Source organism: Ornithinibacillus jepli (assembly GCF_047228935.1).
GTDB lineage: Bacteria > Bacillota > Bacilli > Bacillales > Amphibacillaceae > Ornithinibacillus.
Genome location: NZ_JBFEGG010000001.1, coordinates 617,955 through 642,600, shown reverse-complemented (window position 1 = coordinate 642,600; position 24,646 = coordinate 617,955). Strand labels below are relative to the sequence as shown.

Genomic DNA, 24,646 nt, shown 5'->3' with positions numbered 1-24,646 from the left:
ACTAAAGCTACCTCTAACTTTCTTGTAATTAGTACCGGTTAATTAATAACGAACCGAAGCATTCACATCAATTAGCCCATGTTGTACATACCTACCAACACCACTCATATAAACGGCTGTATTTTCAATTACAGCACGTACTTGTGCATTGTTTTTCCCTTGACCTGTAAGTAAGGCTGCCTGACCAGCAACATATGGAGAGGCCATTGATGTACCGGACATATACACATAACTATTTCCTGGATAGGTTGAAGCAATATCTACCCCTGGAGCCATCACATCGACCCAAGTACCCCAATTCGAAAAGTTTGCCTTCCGATTTCTAGAATCGACTGCACCTACCGCAATAACATTGGAATATGAAGCAGGCTCAAAAGTAGTACTTACTCCATCATTACCAGCCGCAGCCACTACTACAACACCACGATTCCATGCATAATTAACTGCATTTTCTAAAGTTTGTGTATCACAGTTACATCCTAATGAAAGGTTAATAACCTCAGCACCTGCATCCGTTGCATATATAATGCCATCAGCAATATCTGCTAAGGATCCACTTCCATTAGCATCTAGAACACGAACAGCTAATATTTTTGTATTAGGTGCCATCCCTGCAATTCCTGTGCCGTTGTTCGTCTCAGCAGCTGCAATACCTGCGACATGAGTGCCATGACCATTTTGATCGTTTGGTGTATTATCATTTTGTACAAAATCATACCCTAAAAGTACTTTTCCATCTAAATCTGGGTGATTATAGTCAACCCCTGTATCGAGTACAGCAATTTCTTGACTAGAACTTCCACGCGTAACATCCCATGCTAAATCAGCATTTGTATTAAATAGCCCATATTGGTAACTAGGGCTAAAATACGTATCATTTGGTGTCCAAGTTGCCGTTAAAATATAGTTCGGTTCTACATATTCTACATTTGGATTATTACTTAAAGCCTTTACTACTGCATCTACATTCCCTACCTCAAGTACTAAAAACGGTGATTTTACAGCATCCACATCCGCTTTTACTTTCGCATTTACATTTTTAAGTGCATTACTTTGCTTAGAAGCAGAAACATTATCCTTAAATTTTACAATTACTTCACCCTTTACATACTCACCCTTAGAAACCGATACTGAGCTACTACTAACCTTCTCTAACTTCCCTTCATCTTGAGCAGCACTTCCTACAACAGGAAATAATAAAACAAGTACCGCCATCACCATACTTCCTAACCAAAACTTTTTCATGAAACTCCTCCTCTCAGAATGTACGATAAAGTATACTTTGAGAGTGAACGTTTCATAATAAGTAATCTATACTAAAAAAGTTGGGAAACTTAGGCGGACATAGATTCTTAGGTCTAGGACTTTTAACCAAAAAATAACATTTCCGATATGATAACTTTATTTAATTTGTCCATACTAAAGATTAGACTAATATCGGTGGTGACGAAAATAATAGATGGATTACACTAAAGGATATTTGAAACTTCTAGATACTAACATTTATTGTGAATATGTTATTCAAGATAAACCGACTATTTTCCTAATCCATGGTTTTGTGGCTTCTACATATACCTTTAATCGATTAAAACCGTTACTTGCTGAACAATATTCGGTAATCGCTATTGATTTACCAGGTTTTGGTAAAAGCGAAAAATCCACTATTTTTACTTATTCATACGAAAATTACGCCAAGCTTGTACTCGAGTGCTTGAATTATTTTGACATAAATGAAGCATATATTGCAGGTCATTCCATGGGTGGACAAATCGCATTGTTTGCGGCTAAAAATTCACCTAAAAGAGTAAAAAAGTTAATATTATTTTGTAGTTCAGGATATTTACCACGAGCAAAAAATTACATGATATATAGTACATATCTTCCTTTTTTCTACGTTTTTGCAAAGCGAAAGATAAATGGACAAAGTGTGGTTAGAAATTTAAAAAATGTATTCTATGATCACTCCTTAATTACTAAAGATCAAATTGAAGAATATGGAAGACCTCTACATGACAAGAATTTCCCAAAATCACTAGTACGATTGTTACGTCATCGTGAGGGTGATCTAAAAAGTGAAGAGTTAAATACAATAACAACCCCAGCTCTATTAGTCTGGGGTAAGGAAGATAAAGTAGTCCCGCTAGTTATAGGTAGAAAACTAGCTAACGACTTACCAAATGCCAAATTAATTTCTTATGAAAAGAGTGGGCATCTAATAACAGAGGAAAAGCCACATCAGTTATATTCTCAGATACTCTCATTCACAAATGGCTAAGATTAGTATCTTCCGACTAATCTTGGCCTTTTTATCAAAGCCCACTACTTTTTACAAAGAATCGCATATTCTGATAGTAAAAATTTAGGATTATGGGGGGACCAATATGGCATCTAGAAAGAACTTGCCTAGCCGCTTCGATATTGATATGACCCCATTACATGACTTTATGAAACAAATGGATACCTTCTTTAACCGTTCCTTTAAACAAATGAACGATCACTTCCAACTTAATCCATTTTGGTTAGATGTGAAGGAAAAGTCTTCCCACTTTATAATTGAAGCAGAACTACATGGCTACAAAAAGGATCAAATTAAGATTGAAGTGGCTGGTAATCGAATTAAATTAGGTGTAGAAGATTATCGAATAATTGATGAAGAAGATAAGAAAAACAGCAGAAATCGTAGAGAACAAAGTTTTTTTAGAAAAGAACGTGTTATTACATTACCATTTGATATACCAAAAGAGGATATAAAAGCATCCTATAAAGATAATGTTTTAACAATAACAGTGCCAAAACCTGAAGTTGATTACATTGAAATAGAAGATTCCTAATTATGTGGATTCGGCACCAGCATTGCCGAATCCTTTTCTTTTTCACAGGGAGAGGTGAAAAGTTTGACCGTAATCCAAACAGATAAATGGCTGGAAAAGTCATATGATAAGCCGGAAAAAATATTCCAAAAACTCGCTGAAATGTTTAATCTTGAAGATTATAGAGAGATTGCTAGCATACTAATTAAAAATGGAATGTATCAAAAACCAGAAAAAAATGGTGAAAATCTCATCAATACGCTTAAAAATAAAAACGTATGGCAAATTATTAAAAAAGAGGAACAATACTTGCAAAAGGAATGGTCTGGAAAAAACGTTCCTATTTTTATATTCCCCTCCAATTCTTACAACTGGAAAATAAAAGAGCATTATAAAGGAAGAACCGGACTTGCATTTCATGATAAATTGTTTTTATTTATATCGGATGAAACGACAGAAGAAGAACTAAAAGCGCTCTTTACCCATGAGTATAATCATATTTGTAGACTCTACCAAGATCCTAAAAAGGAAAGAAATTATTCATTATTGGATGTAGTGATTTTGGAAGGTATAGCGGAAAATGCGGTACTTGAAAGGTTTGGGGCCAAACCTCTTGCACCATGGACATCCTATTATTCAGAATCTGAACTGAAAGAAATATGGAATGATTTAATCTTTCCAAATAAAGATTTATCTAAGACTTCTAGAAAATCAACTAATCTATTATATGGTAATAGCTTTTACCCAGAAATGGCCGGCTATTGTGTTGGGTATTACTTAGTAAAACAATACGTAAAGAAAACAGGCATACGTACTAAAGATTTAATCAAGATTCCCGCTGAAAAAATAGTTATCTAACCAGCTAGGCAAATATACAGATTACCTAAAATCTAGGTATCTATCCCAGTCAAAAAGAATGAGCTTTCATATAGTATTAACAAACACTAAGTAAAAGTGTTTTTGGCCTGAGGATAATTACCTCAGATTAACCTGAAAAAGTACGTTAGGAGGGATGTAGAATGTCATTCGGATACGGCGGCTGCGGTTATGGCGGCGGTTACGGCTACGGCGGAGGATATGGCAATGGATTTGCATTGATTGTCGTGTTATTTATCCTTCTAATCATCGTAGGTGCTGCTTGGCTATAATATAGGAATTACCTATAAACTACGATAAGACGGGGACTACTCCCCGTCCTAGGTAGTTAATATTAGGTGGAATTACGAAAGACTATATTTCTTCTAAGTTATTGGCCAAGAGGTGGGCCATAATTATAATACAGTGTATAAAAGTATCCCTATAAATTATTAGGGGTACTTTTTTATTTCCATCTAAGAAACCTTTTATCCACTATTCCCCACAGATAAAATCCAACTTTTTCCTATTTCCACGAAAAAGACAAATCTTCTTGAACATTTTGTGAAGCCTATCTCAATCCATTGTAATATTTCTCACATCGTAATAAGATATGGTAGCGGTACTTTGTGAACAAACACACAAATTTGTCCAATTTATGAACAGTAACCTAGTTAAGGTGAAAGGAGCAAGAAAATGAAACTCAAATTGGCGTTTATTTCATTTGCAATATTAGTCACGACAATACTTGCTGGCTGTGAACCATTATTGGTACTAAACCCAAAAGGTCCACAAGCCGAAACGACAGCAAACGTCATATGGTTATCGATATTTACCATGGCAGTCATTGTCATTGTCGTTATTACATTGTTAATCATTATGATTTTTAAATATCGAGCAAGTAAACAATCAGAGGATTATGAACCTCCACATATTGAAGGTAATCCGATTGTAGAGGGGCTCATTATTGGAATTCCTGTGTTAATCGTTATTTTTCTTTCAATAGTATCGGTTAAATCAACCTATGAAGTAGAAAGTGTTCCTAAAGGTTATGAAGATCAAGAGCCGATGGTTATATATGCTGCTTCATCTAATTGGAAATGGCATTTCAGCTATCCTGAGCAAGAAATTGAAACATTAAACTATGTCATTTTACCTACTGACCGACCTGTAGAATTTCGATTATACTCATACGGACCAATCACAAGCTTTTGGATACCACAACTTGCAGGACAAAAATATGCAATGGCTGATATGGTAACGAAAATAAATATAGTAGCTGACGTACCAGGTGATTATCCAGGTCGTAATGCTAACTTTAGTGGTAAAGGATTTGCAAAAAATACATTTACAGCAACAGCTTTATCACCAGATGAATTTGATAAATGGGTCGAAGAAATTCATTCTACCGCTGAAGCTTTAACAGAAGAAAAGTTCGAGCAATTATTAGAGCCTGGGCACCTTGGTCAAATGACATTTACAGGTACACATTTAGAGTTTAATCCAGCTCCTGAAGGGGAACACGCAGGGCATCACCATGGAGATTCAAGTGATGATATGGAACATGAAAATCATGAGAGTCATGAACATAATAATCAACAAGATGTTGACAGTCACGAGGACCACTCAAACCATTAAGAAAATATTAACTTTCAATACTATTAAAAGTAATCAAATGGAAATACTCGAAAGGGGTTAACATAATGGAATTTTTTGAACGATTTGCCGTCCCCCATCCAAGTCCATTAATTTACGCTTCAATGATCGCTATCGGACTTACACTAATAGCCATTGTTGTTGGTATTACGTACTTTAAAAAATGGGGATATCTATGGCGTGAATGGTTAACAACTGTTGACCATAAACGAATCGGAATGATGTATTTAATCTCTGCACTACTAATGCTATTCCGAGGTGGAGCAGACGCGATTATGATGCGCTTGCAAACTGCTGTTCCAGATAATTCATTTTTAGATGCACAGCACTATAATGAAGTATTTACGACACACGGGGTTGTCATGATTTTCTTCATGGCAATGGCATTTGTAATTGGGTTAATGAACTTTGTTGTACCATTACAAATCGGAGCTCGTGATGTAGCTTTTCCAAGATTAAATGCGATTAGTTTTTGGTTATATTTTGCTGGAGCAATGCTCTTTAATATTTCATTTGTTATTGGCGGATCTCCTGATGCAGGATGGACGAATTACTTTCCACTTGCAGGTACTGATTATAGTGAATCAGTTGGGGTTAACTACTACATGTGGTCCTTACAGATTTCCGGTATCGGTACATTAATGACAGGTATAAACTTTATTGTAACAATATTAAAGATGAGAGCACCAGGCATGAAATTAATGAAAATGCCGATGTTTACATGGTCTGCATTAGTTACAAATATTATTATTGTATTTGCTTTTCCAGTTCTAACCATTGCATTATTAATGGGTACATTCGATCGTCAATTCGGTACACATTTCTTTGCTTCTACAAATGGCGGTATGGATATGCTTTGGGCGAATCTATTCTGGGTGTGGGGACATCCTGAAGTATATATTTTAATACTCCCTGCATTTGGTATCTATAGTGAGATTATCTCTACTTTCTCACAACGTAATCTGTATGGCTATAAATCAATGGTCGGATCGATGGTCATTATCTCGTTCCTATCATTCTTAGTATGGGTTCACCATTTCTTTACAATGGGTCACGGTCCAGCGGTAAATAGTATCTTCTCTATTACTACAATGGCGATTGCTGTTCCGACTGGTATTAAGATTTTTAACTGGCTGTTAACCATGTGGAAAGGTAAAAGACGCTTTACCGTTCCAATGCTTTATTCGTTAGGATTTATTCCATTGTTTACAATTGGTGGTGTAACAGGGGTCATGCTAGCTATTGCAAGTGCTGATTATCAATATCACAACACCATGTTCCTAGTTGCACACTTCCATAACGTTATAATTCCTGGTGTCGTATTTGCGATGTTAGCAGGGTTAACTTACTGGTGGCCAAAAATGTTTGGATTCATGTTAAATGAGCGCATTGGAAAATGGGGATTCTGGTTCCTATCAATCGGATTCTGTTTTGCCTTCTTCCCAATGTATATTACAGGTTTAGATGGGCAAGCACGTCGGATGTATACGTACTCTGAGGAAACAGGATTTGGTCCATTGAACTTGCTTTCCTTCTTTGGTGCAGGATTAATGGCCATTGCATTTGCGTTAATTGTATACAATGTATACTACAGCTTCCGCCATTCACCAAGAAATGTAGGTCAAGATCCTTGGAATGCGCGTTCATTAGAATGGGCGACTCATAATCCAGTTCCAGAATACAACTTTGCTGTAACACCAGTAGTAAATTCATCTGAAGCATTTTGGGATGCAAAGAAAAACGGTCACTCCCTATTTAAAGATAAAATTTCGAAGATTCATATGCCAAATAATAGTGGTATACCAATTATTATGGCTGGATTATTCTTCATACTCGGTTTCTCCTTTGTCTTTAGCATTTGGATAGGAGTAGTAATAGCCCTAATAGGAATCCTAGGTACGATGGCATACCGTTCATTTGAACATGATCATGGCCACTATATTTCAGAAGAAGAAATTAATGAAACGGAAAATAAATATGGAGGTGCTAACTAATGAAAATTGATCACTCGCAACCTCTTGAATATGGTACACATCAGAACCAAATGAATATCCTTGGCTTTTGGATATTCTTAGGTGCTGAAATTATGTTATTTGGTACTTTATTTGCATCGTACTTTACTTTAGAAAACGGCATAGGTAACGGACCATCTGGTGCGGATATATTCGAAATTACACCAGTGCTATTAGAAACTATCATTCTCTTAACTAGTAGTTTTACAATTGGCCTTGCAACCCACGCGATGCGAATCAATAATAAAAAAGCAACACTAACTTTTTTAGCGATAACATTGTTATTAGGCTTATCTTTCTTAAGTGTTGAGATCTTTGAGTTTATTCACTATTACCATGTTGGTGCAACACTTCAAACTAGTGCATTTACCGCAATTCTATTAACAACACTAGGAACACATGGTGCCCACGTTACATTTGGTTTATTCTGGGGATTCTTCATCTTTCTTCAAATAAAAAAACGTGGCTTTACACCAGAAACAACGAATAAGTCATTTATCTTTTCTCTTTACTGGCATTTTTTAGATGTAGTTTGGATTTTCATCTTTAGCTTCATCTATTTGAAAGGAATGATGTAAACATGAAAGAATTATTTCCAGCAAAACAAGTGATAGGATTTGTCTTCTCACTAGTACTAACTGCTGTAGCACTTACTGTTTACTTCCTTGATATGTCATTTGAGATGGGCATGACTATCTTATTAATTACAGCATTTATCCAAGCTGCTCTCCAATTAGTTTTCTTTATGCATGCTGGAGAATCAGAGGATAAAAAAATGATCTATACTAATGTATATTATGGAATTGCAATAGCACTAGTAACTATCTTTGGTACCCTATTAACATTAATTTGGGGTTATATGTAAATAAAAGAAGAAGCTCACGTCTCTAGACATGAGCTTCTTCTTTATTATGATATTTTGTTTTCTTATCTTTCGTAACTACTTCTTCCGTAGCAACTAAAAATATTCCCATAATGAAAATAAATACTGCCCCCATTACTATGCCAATCCCAACACCCGTTAATACTCCGTAACCGCTACCAAAATATCCATAAAGAAAAGATACGACACCTATTGTAATTAATGAGCCACAAAGAATGCTAACCGCTCTTACAATTTTCGCAGAATTTATCATAATAAATCCCCCTTCTTTCTTATATTATTCACTCCGTTCACAAATTTGTCAAATTTATTTTAAATAAGCGAAAAGCCTTTTTTCATTCAAATTGTATAGATAACTCACTCTCTTTACACAAGCAATACATATTCTATCGTGAATCTAGATTTTAAAAAAGGGAGTGAGAAAAGATGCTTGATTATTCGTTAAACCAATTGGTTAAACGAAATGAAAAAAAATTAGACCTAACTTTACAAAATAAATTAATACAATTTTTTCGGCCATTGCGCCCAATCCCCTCTTTCCTGCAAAAGATTATTGAGAAGAGCATCAAAAAATATAAAAAATATTCCGTAGTCATAGAATTTGATCAACAATCATTCCAAAATGGGATTCAACAAGTCCAAAACACAAATTGCAAAACATTTTTAGAACTTCCTATGGTGAACTGCTGTTCTGCAAATATGTCTATAGAAAATTTAGAGCAATTACTGGAAAGCTGCTCTTCCATTAAAAAGGTTTATTATGATCGTAAAATTACAGCTCTACTAGATGTAGCTACCCCTGCAATTGGTTCAAGTACCTTACATCAATCTGGTTATACAGGTCAAGGTAAAACAATTGCAATTGTAGATACTGGAATCTATCCGCATAGTGATATAGAAGATCGCATTACGGCATTTGTTGACTTTATTAATGGACAGGTAGACCCATATGATGATAATGGACATGGCACCCATTGTGCTGGAGATGCTGCAGGGAGTGGACTATCTTCTAATCATATAAAATACATGGGACCAGCACCTGAAGCTAATTTAGTAGGTATTAAGGTTCTTGATAAAAGTGGAGCCGGAACATTATCTACAGTTATTCAAGGTATACAATGGTGTGTTGAAAACAAGGCGCAGTATAATATCGATATTATTTCCTTAAGTCTTGGCTCGGATGCTGTAGAACCAGCTCGTGAGGATCCTGTAGTGCAAGCAGTTGAAAGGGCATGGGATAGTGGAATCGTAGTATGTGTAGCTGCAGGGAACTCAGGGCCTAGTAATGGCACTATAGCCAGTCCTGGTATAAGTCCAACGGTGATTACTGTAGGTGCTACTGACGACAAGAGCACTATTGATCGATCTGATGACACCGTTGCGAACTTTTCTAGTCGTGGACCAACCATTGATGGAATTAATAAACCAGATTTAGTAACCCCTGGTGTAAATATCATATCCTTAAGATCCCCTGGCTCCTATCTTGATTATACCAATAGAATATCAAGAGTTGATGCAAACTATATTTCTCTCTCTGGAACTTCTATGGCTACACCAATTTGTGCTGGTATCGTTGCACAACTTCTTCAAAAAGAACCTTATCTCACGCCAAATGAAGTAAAAGAAAAATTGATAAACGCATGTACCGATATGGGACAACCACCTAACGTTCAAGGAAATGGATATTTAAACGCAGAAAACTTACTTGAATAGAAATTCCCTTTAATAAAATTTAGGTATCTGTAATGCTTAACTTTTTACAGATACCTTAACTGTTTTAAAAATTGTTTGTATTTTATGAAACCTACGTTACAATAGTATCGTATAATAGGTAATCGGAATTTCGAATCTACAGATAGGATGATGCATATGACATTATTTGGAGTTGATATTCAAACTATTTATTTAACAACACTTATCATATCTGGTTGTCTAATCGTTCTTTATATCTTTTTTGGAGATATATTAGACGCTGTGAGTGAAGGTGTACCTTTCTTAAATCCTACCCTTATATTAGCCTTTCTAGTTTTTCTTTCTTCATCTGGGTATGTATTAGAAATAGTCACACCGTTTTCTAGTTTAATAATACTCCTGATTTCTTTAGGTTTTGCAGTAATAATGGATGTGTTGCTAAACTTCTTTGTTTTAGTACCTCTTGCATCAGCTGAAGAATCTTTAGTTTTAACGGAGGACTCTCTAAAAGGACGAGTAGGAAAAATTATCATTTCAATTCCGGAAGATGGATTTGGGGAGGTTGTCATCGACGGAAAAGGTGGAATGATGACTAGACCTGCAGCAAGTTATGAAAATACTCCTATTCCAGAAGGAACTGAAGTGTTAATACTTGATACTAAAGAACGCGTTTTATATGTCATCCCATACGATTTAGAATCCGAGATGTCGTAGCCTAATACGGATTTAACCGTATTAAATAAAAATTAAGGGGGAATTTTAATGGGAGAATTAATTAATGGCTTGACCATTCTTATTGCAATTGCTGTCTTTCTTGTAATTGCACTTATCGGTGTTTTCATTAAAAAATACCGTACCGCAGGACCAGATGAAGCACTTATCGTAACAGGTAGCTACTTAGGCAATGGTAAAACCGTACATACGGACGAATCTGGAAATAAAATAAAAATTATCCGAGGTGGAGGTACATTTGTACTTCCTGTATTCCAGCAAGCCGAACAACTTAGTCTATTATCTAGTAAAATAGACGTTACTACTCCAGAAGTTTACACGGAACAAGGCGTTCCTGTTATGGCAGACGGTACGGCTATTATAAAAATTGGTGGAACTATTAATGAAATCGCTACTGCTGCAGAACAATTCTTAGGTAAATCAAAAGAAGATCGCGAAAACGAAGCAAAAGAAGTTCTAGAAGGGCATCTGCGCTCTATTCTCGGATCCATGACTGTAGAAGAAATTTACAAAAACCGTGAAAAATTCTCTCAAGAAGTACAACGTGTTGCTTCTCAGGATTTAGCCAAAATGGGCTTAAACATTGTCTCTTTCACGATTAAAGATGTACGAGACAAAAATGGTTACTTAGAATCATTAGGTAAACCACGTATTGCACAAGTAAAACGTGATGCCGATATTGCAACTGCCGAAGCTGAAAAAGAAACTCGTATTAAGCAAGCTGAAGCTTCTAAAGATGCAAAGAAAGCAGAACTAGAGCGCGCAACTGAAATCGCTGAAGCTGAAAAAGAAAATCAATTAAAAACGGCAGATTATAGACGTGAGCAAGACATTGCAAAAGCGCGTGCCGACCAAGCCTATGACCTTGAAACCGCTCGTGCTCAACAAGAAGTAACAGAGCAAGAAATGCAAATTAAGATCATTGAGCGTCAAAAACAAATCGAACTAGAAGAAAAAGAAATTCTTCGTAGAGAAAGACAATATGACTCAGAAGTTAAGAAAAAAGCAGATGCGGACCGTTATGCTGTTGAGCAAGCCGCAATAGCGGAAAAAGCAAAGCAGATTGCAGCAGCAGATGCGAATCAATATAGAATCGAGTCTCAAGCAAAAGCAGATGCGGAAAAAGTTCGTGTAGACGGTCTAGCAAAAGCCGAGGCGCAACGTGCTCAAGGGGAATCGGAAGCAGATGTTATTCGTCTTAAAGGTCTTGCAGAGGCTGAGGCTAAGAGAAAAATTGCGGAAGCATTTGAACAGTATGGTCAAGCAGCTATTCTTGATATGGTCATCCGTATGCTTCCTGAATATGCAAAAGAAATTGCTAGCCCACTAGGAAATATTGATAAGATTACAGTTGTGGATACAGGTGGTAACGGAAAAGATGGTGGTGCAAACAAAGTAACAGGCTATGCTACTGATTTAATGGCATCACTGCAAGAAACACTTAAAGCATCTTCTGGTATTGACGTTAAAGAGCTATTAGAAGGATTAGTTGGTACTAATAAGTTAAGTAGTACTGATCGTGATGGGTTATCCTTTGAACTTAAAGAACCAGCTAGTAATTCCGAGAAGCAATCAGATGAAAAAATTGAAGAAGAAGTTTCTAATTAATAGTTAACAAACGAAAAGCGCATCATTAATATGATGCGCTTTTTACTTAGTGTTAGGATGTAATAGACTTATTGTTTTCTTCTTTTTTTACCACAACCACAACCGGATTTTTTTACTCTTCTTTTTTGTGGTTTTGGTGAGGACGTATTTGTTACTCTGTTTTGCTTTTCCATTTAAAACGGTCCTCCTTCTTAATGAATCAATCTATTATACGTTGTAATATTGCTTCACAAATACTTGCAGCACCTGCGATTGCAAGCAGAGTGATCACTACCATACTCCATGATGGCCATAAAATGAATATCGCTAACAGTATTGCAGTACTCCAAATCCCTGTGCACCAATAGCAGCTTATTAATTCTCCAATCCAATAACGTAACCCATTTCCTTTTACTTCAATATAAGTCACCAAGTTTCCTTCTTCATCTATTTCTTCAATCTCTTCATGAAATGGTCTGCGAAGGAAGCTAGTAATTTTATCGAATACAATTAGCCTAGTAAGTCGAAAAGATGCTAGTACTAACAATACGAACTCTAGCCAGCTATCAATCATTATCCTTCATCCTTCTATTTTCATTGTCTTGAGAAAGGATTTAAAATTAAATCATTTTATAACATAGTATATTTAATCATCCTAGGAGGTGACACCGATAAACACCTAATTAGTGGGATAACTATACTTCAGCTAAGTCAAAAGATAATACTCGGTCTGTTTCAGGATTATAAATAACATTCCCTCTAATTGTTAGTTCCTCTTGCATTCGTTGTAATACAAAGTCATATGTTTCTCTCATTCTAGTTGGAGATATTTCCGTTTTACTAACAGCACTATAATCTGTTACATCAAACCCAGGGTATGCTGTTTGGACAAGTTCTAGTAAATATTTACCCCATCTCTCCTCTTCCAGCTCTAGAGAAGGAATTATTTCTATATTCATAATTCCTTGATCTAAATTAACCCCTAAGGTTTCAAATGCCTTTTGATGTAAATTAATACGATTATTCGGAAAACCCCTTACTTCATCTACAATCGTTACAATTACTTCTCTTCCATTTGCAGGATTCCGCACCTTTATCGCGTCCCCGCATTGATATGGAGACTTATCTCCCACTGCTACTGTCATATAGTCATTTGTGGACCAAGGAATGCCACATTTTGTAATTTGACCACCAGTTGTCCAAGTAGCCTGCCCCTGAATAACGTTTTGACGTGCAAGATCACTATATAGAAAATTATGGACATTAGCATTGTAATTAGGAATATTAGAATATGGATTAAACTTATACTGATATACATATGGATTATGGTTCCTATATGGATTGTAATAAAACATCTCGAATCCCCCTTAAATTAGTGTAAAACGCTACGTGATAAACGTCCTGTAATACAAGAATATGAAACTAGATGGTTGGCCTGTTACATTTATGGGAAAGATAAATAGGAGTATTATTATAAAGGAAGGATAAAATGAGTGAACATACACTATTTATAAAAGAAGCTACCTCTGAAACTGGTATAAAAAAAGTTGAACAAATATTAAATCAGCTAAAAGGGGTAGAAAGAGTATTAATTGATACAAATGACGGTGAAGTTAAAGTTGAGTTTAATGAAGGAACCATTTCTAAAGATAACATTATATCAGCATTAAGCGAACATAAGCTGACTATTTTACATTAAAAAGAGTGTAGCATGAAACTGGTTGTCAGTTACATTGCTACACTCTTCTCGCTAGGCTAGTATATCATGTAAATTATTTTTATCGATATATTTCTTCACATAGGGACATTCTGGTACAAGTTTTATCCCTTTTTGTTTAGCAAATGTGATGACCTCGTCAACAAGTTGGCCAGCAACACCTTGACCCCTTAATTCATCCGATACAAATGTATGATCTACAACCAAATTTCCAATAGCATCTTTTTGAAAAGTTATTTCGGCAGATGGGGAATGTTCATTATCACCGATATAAATTTTATTTTGACCATGTTTTATTTCGGCCATTTTTACACCTCTTAAATTTTTTATTTACATATAGTATCAATCTATTCATATTCTTTTTCAAAATCAATCGTACTTCTTATTGTATCAATTGGTCTAACTAACTTCTCAATTTCTTCACGTTTTGATTCGAAGAAAGGAGGAAGAGATAACTTTTCACCCAACGTTTCATACGGTTCATCCCCCATAAACCCCGGACCATCTGTTGCAAATTCAAATAATATTTGTGGAGCCACATTAACATATAATGAACCAAAAAAGAATCGGTCAACAAAACCGGATGATTGGAAACCAAAGCTATGAACTTGTTTCATCCATTCATCAAGCTCCGTTCGATCGTTTACACGGAAAGCAGCGTGATGAACAGTACCATATCTTTGACGTGCACGAGGTAGAACTGGATTGTATTCTACAACTACTTGGGCACCATTTCCTCCTTCGCCAACTTCAAATAAATGAAAAGCACCTTCACTATCAATTTCCTTAAATAAAAGTACTTTTTCAAGCATTTCTTTAAAATAATCAAAATTAGCTACACGAACAAATATTGGTCCAAGTCCCGTAATCGCATATTCCAATGGAATTGGCCCTTTTTGCCATGGTGTCCCAGATTCAATCCCTGTATTATGCTCATCGGATATTAACTGATAATGCTGATCATCAAAATCAACAAAAGATAGGTGCTTCTTCCCAAATTGTTCTTGTATCCCTTTATGCTTTACACCTAAACGGTCAAATCGTTTTACCCAGTATTCTAATGCTTCATCAGTTGGGACGCGGAAGGATGTTTTATATATTTCATCTGTTCCATGAACTCCTTTAGGAATACCTGGAAAGTCAAAGAACGTCATATCTGTACCTGCACTACCCTTATCATCTGCAAAAAACAAATGATACGTTCGTATATCGTCTTGATTCACTGTTTTTTTAACTAATCTCATTCCCAATACATACGTAAAAAACTTATAGTTTTCTTCTGCACTACTAGTAATAGCTGTAACATGATGAATTCCTTTTAATTGATTCATTTTTCTTCCCCCATTTATATGAATTTATTTATCTTTAATTCAAATATCTTTAATTCAATATAAATATAACACACAAAAATGTACATGTCAATATTCCTATGTCTACCATCTCTTAAGCTTGATTTTGTCAATTAAATAATGAACATACTGATCATCTCTTACTAACCACGCTTCGTAATTTCTTTTTAAATAGTTCTCACCTTCCTGAAAACTTGAGAATACATGCGAAGTCTTTTGTTGATTTTCTTCTAAATGCCACGTTTCATTCTCTTGATATAGTAAAAATATTGATTCTGTTTTACTACTATATAAAGTTCCGAATGCATTTCCTTTAGTATTGTATCGATTTCTTCTAGCATCCTCTCTTAGTGGCTCAAGATGGAAAGTTTCCTCCACGAATGAATGGTATGCAGATTGGGTCATTGTACATCCGGATGCTTTTTCATGACCTCCACCTCCATATTCACCTGCGATTTCCGATACATCAACATAATCATGGATAGTTCGGAATCCCATTCTCCTACTACCTATATTCACTATCGCTATGTAGTCAAGGTGTGGACAATCCTTACCTAGTTCATTGCCAAGTTCCGAGTGGTAAGATTCTGCAAATACGACTCCCGCATAAAAGTTTCCAATCTTATGCTGTATAAGTTCTCTTCTCTTTCTACGAATATACCGTTCCATTTTATTGTCTTCCATAACGAGTATCTTGTTTTCAAATTCATCAAAATAAAAGTGGTTCCCTTCCTGTAATCGCTCCATCATTTTTTCTTCAAATTCATCTATCGAAACTAAAAAGAATAATGCATTTAATCGATGTGCTTCATAATTTTCATTCTTTTCCCATTCCCACGTATCATATTGTCTAACTAATTCCACATACTCATCAATTGCCTGATTAGCTGTTAAATAGCCTTCTTGAACTAGGTACTCATAGAACAATGAAGTAGCAGAAGTTAAATTTCCTTCCTCATTTTCCACAACTACATGTCCCCATGAATAATCATTAAGGTGTATTGCCGTTTTATGATGGTCTATTAACTGGACTTTGCCCCCACCTTGATAAAATTCTTCTAACCTTTTTTCATTCTCTTCATTTACCGATAAATCGGTTATTAACAAAAATGTACCTCTATCACTTTTTTCTAGAAACCAAGCCACCTCCCGATCTAATCCACTAACTGAGTTGTACCGGACCTGCACTTGTTTTCCGAAAGCAAGTTTTGCAAGTATTCCGCAGCTTACACCATCTAAATCATTATGGGAAAGTAATTTGTACATTTTTCATCACCTCAGATGGTAGTATGCATTAACTTAAACAAAATATCTATATTTCCGTAAAGAATGAAACGATAGAAGAAGGGAAAATTACTACTAAATTATTTAAGGAGGTAAGCGAATGAAATATGCCACATCTTTTTTATTTAAATTTATTATGACAACCACCATACTCTGGATTGTTTTAGGTCTATTTTTTAATGTTTCATTAGGTGATATTTTACTTACAAGTATTATTATTAGTGCTGGTGCTTACTTAGGGGATGTATTCATTTTGCCTAATGTGGATAATTTCTGGGCCGTACTTGGGGACTTCGGTTTAGCATTTGTTGGGATTTATATATTAGGATATTGGTTGTTTGAACCACAAGTTTCTCTTGATGATGCCTCCTTATTTTCTGCACTATTTATTGCTTTAAGTGAAATTTTTTATCATCGTTACATGAAGCAACAAATCATACGTGAAAAAGTAAATGATACCTCAAGAAAGATCATCACTTCTAATAGGATGCAGACGGAGTTTAGTAAAGAATTAAATGAATCAGAAGATGATTAAGACTTCCGTTAGATATGATAAATGGCCAAAGCACATTTTACTTTATCTTGCCACTATGTCCACTCTCACATAACCGATTATCCATAAAATAAAAATGAATATACAAAAAGGAGGGAATAACATGAGTAATAGTGGAGGATACGGCACAAATAATTTTGCATTAATCGTAGTGCTGTTCATTCTATTAATTATTGTTGGCTCAGCCTACGTAAGTGGCGGTGGATACGGTTACTAACAAACTTGTTTAATCAATTCCGTCTTTATAAACTCGCATCCTTTGTCTTTTAGCAAATGCGTTAGTCTTTTTATGTATTCGAAAAGAATTTTATAATTCCCTTTTCGTCTAAGAAAAAAAGTTGGTTTTCGGGTATCCCCGAAAACCAACTTTTTTTAAAATATTACTCAATTTCTTGTAGTATGGCTTCAATTTCCGTCATCAATTCTCCCGCTTTTTCCCATTCACCTTGTGAAAGAGCATTTTGATATGCATCAAATTTTTCAGAAAGCTCTTTGAGCGTTTCTCCAGCATTCAGTATAGGACTCTTCTCCCCGTCTTCCGGTTCACTTGGTTCCACTCCAGAATCTGGTTCATGATTAGGATCTACGATTTCTAGAATCCTTGACAAAGCTTTCTCAAATGTTTCTTCCATCACGATATAGTCACCATATGCTACAACAACTTGTTTCACTTCAGGAAGCGATGTTTCATTTGATGATTCAATATAAATTGGCTCTACATATAAAATTGTATCTTCAATTGGAATTGCTAATAAATTACCACGTATAACTTCTGATCCACCTTGTGACCAAAGATTTAGCTGTTGAGAAATCACACTATCTTGGTTAATTCTATTTTCAATTTGTTGTGGACCGTATACGTTTTTTTGTTTAGGGAAACGATGAACAAATATCTCACCATAATGTTCCCCATCATTTCGAACACCCATCCAAGCAATCATATTCTGCCTATTTCTAGGTGTAAAAGGTTGCATTAAGATAAATTCTTCATTCTCCGTTTCATCTAGTCTCATCGTTACATAATAAGGTTCCATCGTAATGTCCTCATTATAATACTTCTCAGTCGGAAACTGCCATACATCCTCACGGTTATAGAAAACTTCTAAATTAGACATATGGTACGTTCCAAATATAGACGCCTGTGTTACAAATAACTTTTCTGGGTAACGGAAATGTGCCTTTACATCTTCAGGTATTTCTTCAGTAAATAGATCAGGAAATATGTTTTGATATGTCTGGAGCAAAGGATCCGATATATCCACTGGATAGAAATTAACTTCTCCAGTATAAGCATCTACCACTACTTTTACTGAATTTCGAATATAATTTTCCCCGTTATTATTGTAAGGTTCTGCATATGGATATTGTTCTTCTATCAAATAAGCATCCATCATCCATGCTAGACTACCATCCTCCCGAACAAAAATGTATGGATCAGTATCATATTCAAAAAATGGCGCAATTCGATTTACACGATCAACTATATTACGTGTATGGAGTAATAAACTTTCTTCCGTAATCTGATCAGAAACTAACATTCTGAAATTACCAGTTTCAATTGCAAATAATAACCTATTTAATCCAGTCATTGGTATGCCATGTTCCGACTCATAGCGCGATGTAGCATTATCTCCACCTTCTGGATAATCAAATTCTTCCTTTTTGCTATTTACGACTACTTCATCATATGACTCCTCCCCAAAGTAGACTTGCGGGCGATTGATGTCAATGACACCTTTAGGAGGTAAATTATTCAACATGTACTCCGGTTGTCCTTGTGGTGTTACTTGATTAACATGACTCATTACTACACCATATCCGTGAGTATATCGTAAATTTAAATTTTCCCAAGTCTTCGCTTGTTCAGATAAATCCTCTGACCGTAATTCTCTTGCACTGATAAAGACTTGCTCATAATCTCCATCTACCATGTAACGGTCAATATCCACATCATTAAAAGAATAATATGGTCGGATTGTTTGTGTTTGGTCATAAACATCTTGTAAAGGTCTAACATCATTGATACGAACATTATCAATCGTTAGCCTATTCCGTTCTACCATAGCAGAGTCTAATGTTTCATTAGCTGGATGCTCTTGTTCTACTATTCCAGCTAATTGATAAGCTTCACGAGTATACTCTAAATTATGTGCTAAATATGGTTCCTCCTTTGAAAATTCATTCGGAGAAACGATAAAACTTTGAACAATTACACTAGAAATTTGCCCAATGACAATTAAAAGTAAATAAACTACAATCGGAATAGCCATCGATAAAATCTTCCCGCGGTTCATCGCAATAATCATCCAAATCATGCCGATTACAGCGACCGCTGCTAAAACATATGATTTAGGAATATTGATAAGATGATCGGTATAACTTAAACCATATACAGCACTTTCTTGAAAAATATTAACTTGATTCGTTAGTAATGTTTCATATGGAGCTAGTAAATGAAGTCCAGCAAGTAATAATCCTACGAACCCTAGTGTTACACCCATATGAATTTGTGCTTTTTTACTTTTACGATACATTCCAAATACAGAATAAAATCCTGCTTCAATTAAGAAGAAGAAGATTGCTAAACCTAATAACAAGTTTAAGGCGATTTTTATAATAGGCAATGTATACATATAAAAAGAGATATCCATTTCAAAGTATGGATCCGATATACCGAAAGATGCCTGATTTAAAAATTTCAATAACGGTTCCCAACCAATTCCTTGGACAAGCGAACTACCAAATAATCCGATTAATATAGAAGTTCCAACTATGATTCCACTACTTGTTTTCTTATTTAAAATAACTTGTGGTAGTCTTTCTTTGTCTAAATAACTAATATAAGAACTACGTATCCAAAAAAGAGTGGACAGTGAAAGTACTAAAAATACAACGAATCCTATAGCGGCAAGCAGTACTTTACTACTTAATACGGTAGTAAAAACACTGCGGAACCCCTCGCTATCCATCCAAATATAATCTGTAAGTAATCCAACAGATAAAATTCCAACTAGAATTATGAAAGCGATAACCGATAATGTAATGATTTTTCCTTTCGAAAATTTTGGTGCTTTTTTAGAAGCTTTACTATCAAAAACTGTAAAATCCAAAGTTGCTCCTCCTAATAAATAATTTGAATAGGGTTGATTACCTATTTAATCATACCAGATTTTTTAATAAGCCAACTATTAATACGATACATTCCTAGATTAAGTTTCAAAAATATTTGAACAGAGGAAAATAGTAAACCAACCTATTAAAATGCTAAACTCAAAATCGTTATGCATAAGGAGAAATCTTGTCTTTTTCCACAAGCTAAAATATGATAAACATAATAGAATTTTCATAGGGGGAATCTTCATGCTTACACATTTTAATTCAGAAGGTCGAGCAAAAATGGTGGATATATCGGATAAAGAAGCTAATTCACGTGTAGCAATTGCCAGATCAAGTATTTTCATAAGTAAAGAAGTGTACGATGCGATACAAAACCAAAAAATAAAAAAAGGAGATGTCCTCTCTGTTGCACAAGTGGCAGGGATTATGGCCGCAAAACAAACCTCCACTCTTATTCCAATGTGCCATCCAATTCCAATTAGTGGCGTTAACATTACGTTTGACTGGGAAGAATCAGAGAAGGATATTGAACTAAAGATTCAATCAGAAGTTAAGACTGTTGGTAGAACAGGAGTTGAAATGGAAGCATTAACTGCAGCATCTATCACTGCTTTAACAATTTACGACATGTGTAAAGCAGTAGACAAAAGTATAACAATTGGCTCTACATATTTACTAGAAAAAAGCGGTGGTAAGAGTGGTGATTTTAAACGGAGTTAACAGCTGGAAATATAAACTAAAAAGCATTCACTAATCATCCTTAGTGAATGCTTTTTAGTTTTTGCTTAAATCTTTTTTAAGTTCGTTCACCGCATGTCCAAGCTCTGGTAATATCAATTTTTTCATTGCTAAATTGACTGCTTTTGATGAGCCAGGAGTAGAAAATACGATTCGATTGTTAATCACACCAGCTATTGCACGTGACAGCATACTTGCAGAACCTATATCGAACTGATAACTTAGCATTCTAAACAACTCTCCAAAACCTGGGATTTCCTTTGAAAATAAGGGTTGAATCGCTTCAATTGTTACATCTCTGTTAGCAATTCCAGTCCCACCATTTAATAGAACGGCATGGACTTCATTATTAGCGGTAACTCCTTTCAGCGTATCTTGTATTAATGTTTTCTCATCAGAAATAATTTCGTATTGTGAAATTTTATGGCCTTCAAGCTCTAATAATTCTATCATTAGCTTACCACTTTTATCTGTTTCCTTTGTGCGAGTATCACTCACTGTTATAACAGCACACTTCACAGAAGGTAAAGCATTTTGTCGATGATCCTTTAGCACTCTTTCCCCTCCCCTTTCTGATTATATTTCTCCAAGTCTTCCTGATAATTTATATTACGAAATGGTCTTTCGTCCAGAATTTCTACATAAGTCACATGAGTTTTTGTAAATAGTTGCTTCGGTGCATACTCTTTTAATCTAATTTGCTCCTTAATTCTATCCTTCATCGAACAATGAAAAATGGAAATAAGCGGTTCTACCCTTCCGTTTACAATTGGCACAATAGCTTCACTTCCAGTTTCCCTATGTTTCAAGAGTAAATCAAAAACCTCCTTCTTGATAAAAGGAACATCAATCGGACAAACCAGATACCATTCTGCATTAACCTCATCCATCCCGGAGAAAATACCGGCCAATGGACCTAAACCGGCTATTTCTGGTTGATCAGTAGTTATTTTCATGTTCATTTTTTGTTCGCGAAAGTTAGAGAGAAGCTCGTTACTAGTAACAAGAATAATAGAGTCTATAAACGGCTGCATTGCATCAATAGTAAACTGATAAAATGGAAGACCGTCTTTTTCTGCAAATGCCTTAGGATAACCAAATCTACTAGACTTTCCTCCGGCTAAAACAATCCCTGCAACAACCTCTCCCATCAAAATACCCCCTTTTTATAATTATTATAGACCCATTCACTTAGTTGTTGGATATCATTCCAATTAAAGATAGGAATATTTTGGGGTGGTATGTGTAGTGCATCTGATTTTATAATTCCAATTACATTATGTAAAGAAGTCAAAAAAGATAAATCCTCTTCCTCCTTTACAAGAACCAGTTTTGGAAATGATAGATTTTTAAACCCTTCTAATAATAAGATTTCAATATCCATTTGTTCGTATAATGGAAAAATCTTATCCATATCCCACTTTGTATTTGATAACTGCAAAATATTTCCTCCTAATACACCAGCAACAATTGCCCCCGCTTGTTTATGTTGTTCACTATCCGTATTCTCAAAACCTGCTGGTAGACCACCATGTCCATGATGTTTAAGGGAAGCAACCTTAACATGATTAGATATCAAAAAGTTAATAACTGCAGCCACTAAAGTAGTTTTGCCACTATTTTTATAACCTACCACTTGTAAAATTACCATGTTTAACCACCACTAACTGGTGGAATAAAAGCAACAATATCACCAGAAGAAAGCATATCGGTCGGTAAGGCATACTCCTCATTAACCGCAGTCATTACATGGTCTAGTTGTGTGAGATTATAGGTAGCCATCAATTTTCTTTTTAATTCATTCACGGTAATGTTTGATTCTTCCACAATTAATTGTTCTTTCCCAATCGTTTCTTGCAGTTGAGCAAAAAGTAAAACTGTAATCATGCTTTCTCCTCCTTATGTGATGGCTCACCATTTGGATATGGCGTATCTTCTAGTTGATCACCAATCCACGTTTCCCCGTCTTCCCAATGTTCCTTTTTCCAAATTGGTACGATTTTTTTAATTCTTTCAATCGCATATTCATTCGCTTCATAAGCAGCTTTTCGATGTGGGGAAGATACAGCGATTACAACAGCTATTGCTGAAATATCAAGTCTTCCAATCCGATGTGTAATGGCAACCTCTGTATCTGGCCATTTTTCTTTTATTTCCTTACCAATTTGTGCAAGTTTTTTAACAGCCATAGGTTTATATGCTTGATATTCCAAATAGAGTGTTTTTCTACCCTTTGTCCATTCGCGAACCGTACCTAGGAATGTTGTAATAGCTCCCGCTTCTCTGCGTGATACTTTTTCTATCATACTTTCGATTTGTATTGGTTCCTCAACAATTTCAAAAAAACTTTCATCCATTTCGTATACCCCTTTTTGAATTAATCTCCTTTTTTATAAAACTTTCAAATGTAGCCCCTTCTTGATCCTCTAATAAAACTACGGAAACTTCCATTCCAGCTTCATATCCCCTTGTACCACCAGGTAGTTGTATAAGAATGTTAGCCTGGCCTAAAGAGGAGACAACATTCGATTTATCAAGCCCGACTGGATTTGCTATTAATCTACCATTATCAAAATCTAAATGCCCTCGAACAAATCTATCAAATGGATTAGCCTTTTTAAAGTCAGTTGCTAAAATAGCAATTTCTTTTTTCAGAAAAGAGTTCTTTGTATGTAAAAACTCTCTAATAATTGGTCTTGTAAACAATTCAAATCCTACATAACAAGCAGATGGATTACCAGATAATCCAAATAATAGCTGACCATTAATTTCGGCTACCGTTGTGACACTACCTGGTCGCATCGCTATTTTGTTGAAGAGTACATTTGCACCAAGCTTGTCATATATAGCCGGAAGATAGTCATAATCACCAACAGATACTCCACCAGTAGTAATTAAAAAGTCAACTTTCCCTATCGCATCAGACACCTGTTCAAAACAAGTTTGAAAGTCATCACTAAATTGACCTAAATATACTGGCTCACCTCCAGCTCGTATAACTTGAGCATAAACCATATAGGCATTACTATTCCGTATTTTCCCAGGTTCAAGCGGCTGATCCACTTCTAATAACTCACTACCAGTAGCTATAATACCAATTTTTGGTTTTACACTAACTGGGACATGTTTATATCCGAAGGTAGCAAGCAATGCCATGATACCAGGATTAATAAATGTGCCTTTTGAAACTAAAACCGTACCTTTTTTTATATCCTCACCGGTAAATGAAATATTTTCTCCTACCCTTGATTTCCGCTTTAGATCAAAATAAGGTTTCCCGTCCACTTCAAATTCGTTAGCTAATTCAAGCATAACTACTGCATCACATCCTATAGGAATCTGTGCACCAGTCATAATTCGAACTGCCTGTCTTTCACCAACTTCCTCATTAAATACACTGCCAGCCCCAATTTCACCAATCACTTCAAATGTTACTGCATTATTCCTTGTTGCCTCTTCCGTATCTTTAGCACGTACTGCAAAGCCATCATAAGGTGAACGGTCAAAAAAAGGCACATCATGGTCAGCAATTAAATCTTGACCTAGAAAATGCCCATAGGAATTCTCAAGTTGAATAAATTGAGTACCCCCACTTTTTTTATAGCTCATCACCCGTTCTATAGCTTTATTTACTTTAATCGGTTTCCGTCTTTCTACCATG

28 protein-coding genes and 1 pseudogene are annotated in these 24,646 nt (G+C 35.4%); 15 read left to right on the top strand and 14 right to left on the bottom strand.

What is annotated here, in order from left to right; genetic code table 11:
• Nucleotides 1-42 precede the first annotated feature (42 nt).
• Nucleotides 43-1,245, bottom strand: a complete 1,203-nt coding sequence (locus tag AB1K81_RS03390; RefSeq protein ID WP_412975241.1) for a S8 family peptidase — start codon at nucleotides 1,243-1,245, stop codon at nucleotides 43-45.
• Nucleotides 1,246-1,459: 214 nt separating this feature from the next.
• On the opposite strand from AB1K81_RS03390, the gene AB1K81_RS03385 reads away from it, so the two are divergent.
• The 8 genes and pseudogenes from AB1K81_RS03385 (at nucleotide 1,460) to qoxD (ending at nucleotide 8,198) form a co-directional block, all read left to right on the top strand.
• Complete coding sequence (locus tag AB1K81_RS03385) at nucleotides 1,460-2,275, top strand: alpha/beta fold hydrolase (RefSeq protein ID WP_412975240.1); 816 nt, start codon at nucleotides 1,460-1,462, stop codon at nucleotides 2,273-2,275.
• A 106-nt stretch (nucleotides 2,276-2,381) separates the two neighbouring features.
• Nucleotides 2,382-2,831, top strand: coding sequence for an Hsp20/alpha crystallin family protein (locus AB1K81_RS03380; protein WP_412975239.1), 450 nt, complete (start codon nucleotides 2,382-2,384; stop codon nucleotides 2,829-2,831).
• Between the two features lie 63 nt (nucleotides 2,832-2,894).
• Entirely contained in the window at nucleotides 2,895-3,668 is a 774-nt protein-coding gene (locus AB1K81_RS03375) for a DUF2268 domain-containing putative Zn-dependent protease (RefSeq protein ID WP_412975238.1), read from the top strand.
• Between the two features lie 212 nt (nucleotides 3,669-3,880).
• Nucleotides 3,881-3,958, top strand: a pseudogene (locus AB1K81_RS03370) (YjcZ family sporulation protein); the annotation flags it as partial.
• Nucleotides 3,959-4,361: 403 nt separating this feature from the next.
• Nucleotides 4,362-5,303, top strand: a complete 942-nt coding sequence (gene qoxA / locus AB1K81_RS03365; RefSeq protein WP_412975237.1) for a cytochrome aa3 quinol oxidase subunit II — start codon at nucleotides 4,362-4,364, stop codon at nucleotides 5,301-5,303.
• A gap of 65 nt (nucleotides 5,304-5,368) precedes the next feature.
• The gene (gene qoxB, locus AB1K81_RS03360; RefSeq protein WP_412975236.1) at nucleotides 5,369-7,315 is read left to right on the top strand and encodes a cytochrome aa3 quinol oxidase subunit I; all 1,947 of its coding nucleotides are present in this window, start codon (nucleotides 5,369-5,371) and stop codon (nucleotides 7,313-7,315) included.
• Nucleotides 7,315-7,911 (top strand): cytochrome (ubi)quinol oxidase subunit III, encoded by a 597-nt coding sequence (locus AB1K81_RS03355; protein ID WP_412975235.1) that lies wholly within the window; start codon nucleotides 7,315-7,317, stop codon nucleotides 7,909-7,911. Before qoxB ends, AB1K81_RS03355 begins: the two co-directional genes overlap by 1 nt.
• 2 nt (nucleotides 7,912-7,913) lie before the next feature.
• A complete protein-coding gene (gene qoxD, locus AB1K81_RS03350) occupies nucleotides 7,914-8,198 on the top strand; it encodes a cytochrome aa3 quinol oxidase subunit IV (RefSeq protein ID WP_412975234.1) in 285 nt (94 codons plus the stop codon).
• A 22-nt stretch (nucleotides 8,199-8,220) separates the two neighbouring features.
• Here the strand turns inward: qoxD and AB1K81_RS03345 are convergent, their stop codons facing one another.
• On the bottom strand, nucleotides 8,221-8,469 hold the full coding sequence (locus AB1K81_RS03345; protein WP_412975233.1) for a hypothetical protein: 249 nt from the start codon (nucleotides 8,467-8,469) through the stop codon (nucleotides 8,221-8,223).
• Between the two features lie 173 nt (nucleotides 8,470-8,642).
• Here AB1K81_RS03345 and AB1K81_RS03340 point away from each other — a divergent pair, with 173 nt between their 5' ends.
• From AB1K81_RS03340 to floT, 3 genes are all read left to right on the top strand, one after another.
• Nucleotides 8,643-9,929 (top strand): S8 family peptidase, encoded by a 1,287-nt coding sequence (locus AB1K81_RS03340; RefSeq protein WP_412975232.1) that lies wholly within the window; start codon nucleotides 8,643-8,645, stop codon nucleotides 9,927-9,929.
• 156 nt (nucleotides 9,930-10,085) lie between these two features.
• Nucleotides 10,086-10,622, top strand: a complete 537-nt coding sequence (locus tag AB1K81_RS03335; RefSeq protein WP_412975231.1) for an NfeD family membrane protein — start codon at nucleotides 10,086-10,088, stop codon at nucleotides 10,620-10,622.
• A 48-nt stretch (nucleotides 10,623-10,670) separates the two neighbouring features.
• Nucleotides 10,671-12,248 (top strand): flotillin lipid rafts scaffold protein FloT, encoded by a 1,578-nt coding sequence (floT, locus tag AB1K81_RS03330; protein WP_412975230.1) that lies wholly within the window; start codon nucleotides 10,671-10,673, stop codon nucleotides 12,246-12,248.
• Between the two features lie 199 nt (nucleotides 12,249-12,447).
• Here floT and AB1K81_RS03325 read toward each other — a convergent pair whose 3' ends face one another.
• Nucleotides 12,448-12,801, bottom strand: coding sequence for a DUF1360 domain-containing protein (locus AB1K81_RS03325; protein ID WP_412975229.1), 354 nt, complete (start codon nucleotides 12,799-12,801; stop codon nucleotides 12,448-12,450).
• 121 nt (nucleotides 12,802-12,922) lie between these two features.
• The gene (locus AB1K81_RS03320) at nucleotides 12,923-13,582 is read right to left on the bottom strand and encodes a DUF3889 domain-containing protein (RefSeq protein ID WP_412975228.1); all 660 of its coding nucleotides are present in this window, start codon (nucleotides 13,580-13,582) and stop codon (nucleotides 12,923-12,925) included.
• A gap of 134 nt (nucleotides 13,583-13,716) precedes the next feature.
• Here AB1K81_RS03320 and AB1K81_RS03315 point away from each other — a divergent pair, with 134 nt between their 5' ends.
• Entirely contained in the window at nucleotides 13,717-13,926 is a 210-nt protein-coding gene (locus tag AB1K81_RS03315) for a heavy-metal-associated domain-containing protein (RefSeq protein WP_412975227.1), read from the top strand.
• 51 nt (nucleotides 13,927-13,977) lie between these two features.
• On the opposite strand, the gene AB1K81_RS03310 is transcribed toward AB1K81_RS03315, so the two are convergent.
• The 3 genes from AB1K81_RS03310 to AB1K81_RS03300 all read right to left on the bottom strand — a co-directional run bounded on the left by AB1K81_RS03310 (nucleotide 13,978) and on the right by AB1K81_RS03300 (nucleotide 16,559).
• Nucleotides 13,978-14,250, bottom strand: a complete 273-nt coding sequence (locus AB1K81_RS03310) for a GNAT family N-acetyltransferase (RefSeq protein WP_412975226.1) — start codon at nucleotides 14,248-14,250, stop codon at nucleotides 13,978-13,980.
• Nucleotides 14,251-14,291: 41 nt separating this feature from the next.
• Nucleotides 14,292-15,275 (bottom strand): ring-cleaving dioxygenase, encoded by a 984-nt coding sequence (locus AB1K81_RS03305; protein ID WP_412975225.1) that lies wholly within the window; start codon nucleotides 15,273-15,275, stop codon nucleotides 14,292-14,294.
• Nucleotides 15,276-15,377: 102 nt separating this feature from the next.
• The gene (locus AB1K81_RS03300) at nucleotides 15,378-16,559 is read right to left on the bottom strand and encodes a DHH family phosphoesterase (RefSeq protein WP_412975224.1); all 1,182 of its coding nucleotides are present in this window, start codon (nucleotides 16,557-16,559) and stop codon (nucleotides 15,378-15,380) included.
• 118 nt (nucleotides 16,560-16,677) lie between these two features.
• Here AB1K81_RS03300 and AB1K81_RS03295 point away from each other — a divergent pair, with 118 nt between their 5' ends.
• Together AB1K81_RS03295 and AB1K81_RS03290 are read left to right on the top strand one after the other, a co-directional pair.
• The gene (locus tag AB1K81_RS03295; protein ID WP_412975223.1) at nucleotides 16,678-17,112 is read left to right on the top strand and encodes a YndM family protein; all 435 of its coding nucleotides are present in this window, start codon (nucleotides 16,678-16,680) and stop codon (nucleotides 17,110-17,112) included.
• Between the two features lie 121 nt (nucleotides 17,113-17,233).
• Nucleotides 17,234-17,347, top strand: a complete 114-nt coding sequence (locus AB1K81_RS03290; protein WP_412975222.1) for a YjcZ family sporulation protein — start codon at nucleotides 17,234-17,236, stop codon at nucleotides 17,345-17,347.
• Nucleotides 17,348-17,510: 163 nt separating this feature from the next.
• Here AB1K81_RS03290 and AB1K81_RS03285 read toward each other — a convergent pair whose 3' ends face one another.
• Entirely contained in the window at nucleotides 17,511-20,240 is a 2,730-nt protein-coding gene (locus tag AB1K81_RS03285) for a UPF0182 family membrane protein (protein ID WP_412975221.1), read from the bottom strand.
• A gap of 244 nt (nucleotides 20,241-20,484) precedes the next feature.
• Here AB1K81_RS03285 and moaC point away from each other — a divergent pair, with 244 nt between their 5' ends.
• Entirely contained in the window at nucleotides 20,485-20,967 is a 483-nt protein-coding gene (gene moaC / locus AB1K81_RS03280; protein ID WP_412976108.1) for a cyclic pyranopterin monophosphate synthase MoaC, read from the top strand.
• Nucleotides 20,968-21,021: 54 nt separating this feature from the next.
• Here moaC and AB1K81_RS03275 read toward each other — a convergent pair whose 3' ends face one another.
• Genes AB1K81_RS03275 through AB1K81_RS03250 form a run of 6 tightly spaced genes read right to left on the bottom strand, consistent with a single transcriptional unit; the run spans nucleotide 21,022 to nucleotide 24,645 of the window.
• Entirely contained in the window at nucleotides 21,022-21,540 is a 519-nt protein-coding gene (locus tag AB1K81_RS03275; RefSeq protein ID WP_412975220.1) for a MogA/MoaB family molybdenum cofactor biosynthesis protein, read from the bottom strand.
• Nucleotides 21,534-22,136 (bottom strand): molybdenum cofactor guanylyltransferase, encoded by a 603-nt coding sequence (locus AB1K81_RS03270; protein WP_412975219.1) that lies wholly within the window; start codon nucleotides 22,134-22,136, stop codon nucleotides 21,534-21,536. Before AB1K81_RS03270 ends, AB1K81_RS03275 begins: the two co-directional genes overlap by 7 nt.
• The gene (gene mobB, locus AB1K81_RS03265; RefSeq protein ID WP_412975218.1) at nucleotides 22,136-22,636 is read right to left on the bottom strand and encodes a molybdopterin-guanine dinucleotide biosynthesis protein B; all 501 of its coding nucleotides are present in this window, start codon (nucleotides 22,634-22,636) and stop codon (nucleotides 22,136-22,138) included. The genes AB1K81_RS03270 and mobB overlap by 1 nt, the downstream gene beginning before the upstream one ends.
• A gap of 2 nt (nucleotides 22,637-22,638) precedes the next feature.
• Nucleotides 22,639-22,872 (bottom strand): molybdopterin converting factor subunit 1, encoded by a 234-nt coding sequence (gene moaD / locus AB1K81_RS03260; protein ID WP_412975217.1) that lies wholly within the window; start codon nucleotides 22,870-22,872, stop codon nucleotides 22,639-22,641.
• Nucleotides 22,869-23,342, bottom strand: a complete 474-nt coding sequence (locus tag AB1K81_RS03255; protein WP_412975216.1) for a molybdenum cofactor biosynthesis protein MoaE — start codon at nucleotides 23,340-23,342, stop codon at nucleotides 22,869-22,871. Before AB1K81_RS03255 ends, moaD begins: the two co-directional genes overlap by 4 nt.
• On the bottom strand, nucleotides 23,335-24,645 hold the full coding sequence (locus AB1K81_RS03250; protein ID WP_412975215.1) for a molybdopterin molybdotransferase MoeA: 1,311 nt from the start codon (nucleotides 24,643-24,645) through the stop codon (nucleotides 23,335-23,337). Before AB1K81_RS03250 ends, AB1K81_RS03255 begins: the two co-directional genes overlap by 8 nt.
• Nucleotide 24,646: the final 1 nt, after the last annotated feature.

Coding starts and splice junctions, on each gene's coding strand:
- AB1K81_RS03390 (WP_412975241.1), bottom strand. CDS start 1,245: ATGAAAAAGTTTTGGTTAGGAAGTATGGTGATGGCGGTACTTGTTTTA.
- AB1K81_RS03385 (WP_412975240.1), top strand. CDS start 1,460: ATGGATTACACTAAAGGATATTTGAAACTTCTAGATACTAACATTTAT.
- AB1K81_RS03380 (WP_412975239.1), top strand. CDS start 2,382: ATGGCATCTAGAAAGAACTTGCCTAGCCGCTTCGATATTGATATGACC.
- qoxA (WP_412975237.1), top strand. CDS start 4,362: ATGAAACTCAAATTGGCGTTTATTTCATTTGCAATATTAGTCACGACA.
- qoxB (WP_412975236.1), top strand. CDS start 5,369: ATGGAATTTTTTGAACGATTTGCCGTCCCCCATCCAAGTCCATTAATT.
- AB1K81_RS03355 (WP_412975235.1), top strand. CDS start 7,315: ATGAAAATTGATCACTCGCAACCTCTTGAATATGGTACACATCAGAAC.
- qoxD (WP_412975234.1), top strand. CDS start 7,914: ATGAAAGAATTATTTCCAGCAAAACAAGTGATAGGATTTGTCTTCTCA.
- AB1K81_RS03345 (WP_412975233.1), bottom strand. CDS start 8,469: ATGATAAATTCTGCGAAAATTGTAAGAGCGGTTAGCATTCTTTGTGGC.
- AB1K81_RS03340 (WP_412975232.1), top strand. CDS start 8,643: ATGCTTGATTATTCGTTAAACCAATTGGTTAAACGAAATGAAAAAAAA.
- AB1K81_RS03335 (WP_412975231.1), top strand. CDS start 10,086: ATGACATTATTTGGAGTTGATATTCAAACTATTTATTTAACAACACTT.
- floT (WP_412975230.1), top strand. CDS start 10,671: ATGGGAGAATTAATTAATGGCTTGACCATTCTTATTGCAATTGCTGTC.
- AB1K81_RS03325 (WP_412975229.1), bottom strand. CDS start 12,801: ATGATTGATAGCTGGCTAGAGTTCGTATTGTTAGTACTAGCATCTTTT.
- AB1K81_RS03320 (WP_412975228.1), bottom strand. CDS start 13,582: ATGTTTTATTACAATCCATATAGGAACCATAATCCATATGTATATCAG.
- AB1K81_RS03315 (WP_412975227.1), top strand. CDS start 13,717: ATGAGTGAACATACACTATTTATAAAAGAAGCTACCTCTGAAACTGGT.
- AB1K81_RS03310 (WP_412975226.1), bottom strand. CDS start 14,250: ATGGCCGAAATAAAACATGGTCAAAATAAAATTTATATCGGTGATAAT.
- AB1K81_RS03305 (WP_412975225.1), bottom strand. CDS start 15,275: ATGAATCAATTAAAAGGAATTCATCATGTTACAGCTATTACTAGTAGT.
- AB1K81_RS03300 (WP_412975224.1), bottom strand. CDS start 16,559: ATGTACAAATTACTTTCCCATAATGATTTAGATGGTGTAAGCTGCGGA.
- AB1K81_RS03295 (WP_412975223.1), top strand. CDS start 16,678: ATGAAATATGCCACATCTTTTTTATTTAAATTTATTATGACAACCACC.
- AB1K81_RS03290 (WP_412975222.1), top strand. CDS start 17,234: ATGAGTAATAGTGGAGGATACGGCACAAATAATTTTGCATTAATCGTA.
- AB1K81_RS03270 (WP_412975219.1), bottom strand. CDS start 22,136: ATGGGAGAGGTTGTTGCAGGGATTGTTTTAGCCGGAGGAAAGTCTAGT.
- mobB (WP_412975218.1), bottom strand. CDS start 22,636: ATGGTAATTTTACAAGTGGTAGGTTATAAAAATAGTGGCAAAACTACT.
- moaD (WP_412975217.1), bottom strand. CDS start 22,872: ATGATTACAGTTTTACTTTTTGCTCAACTGCAAGAAACGATTGGGAAA.
- AB1K81_RS03255 (WP_412975216.1), bottom strand. CDS start 23,342: ATGGATGAAAGTTTTTTTGAAATTGTTGAGGAACCAATACAAATCGAA.
- AB1K81_RS03250 (WP_412975215.1), bottom strand. CDS start 24,645: ATGGTAGAAAGACGGAAACCGATTAAAGTAAATAAAGCTATAGAACGG.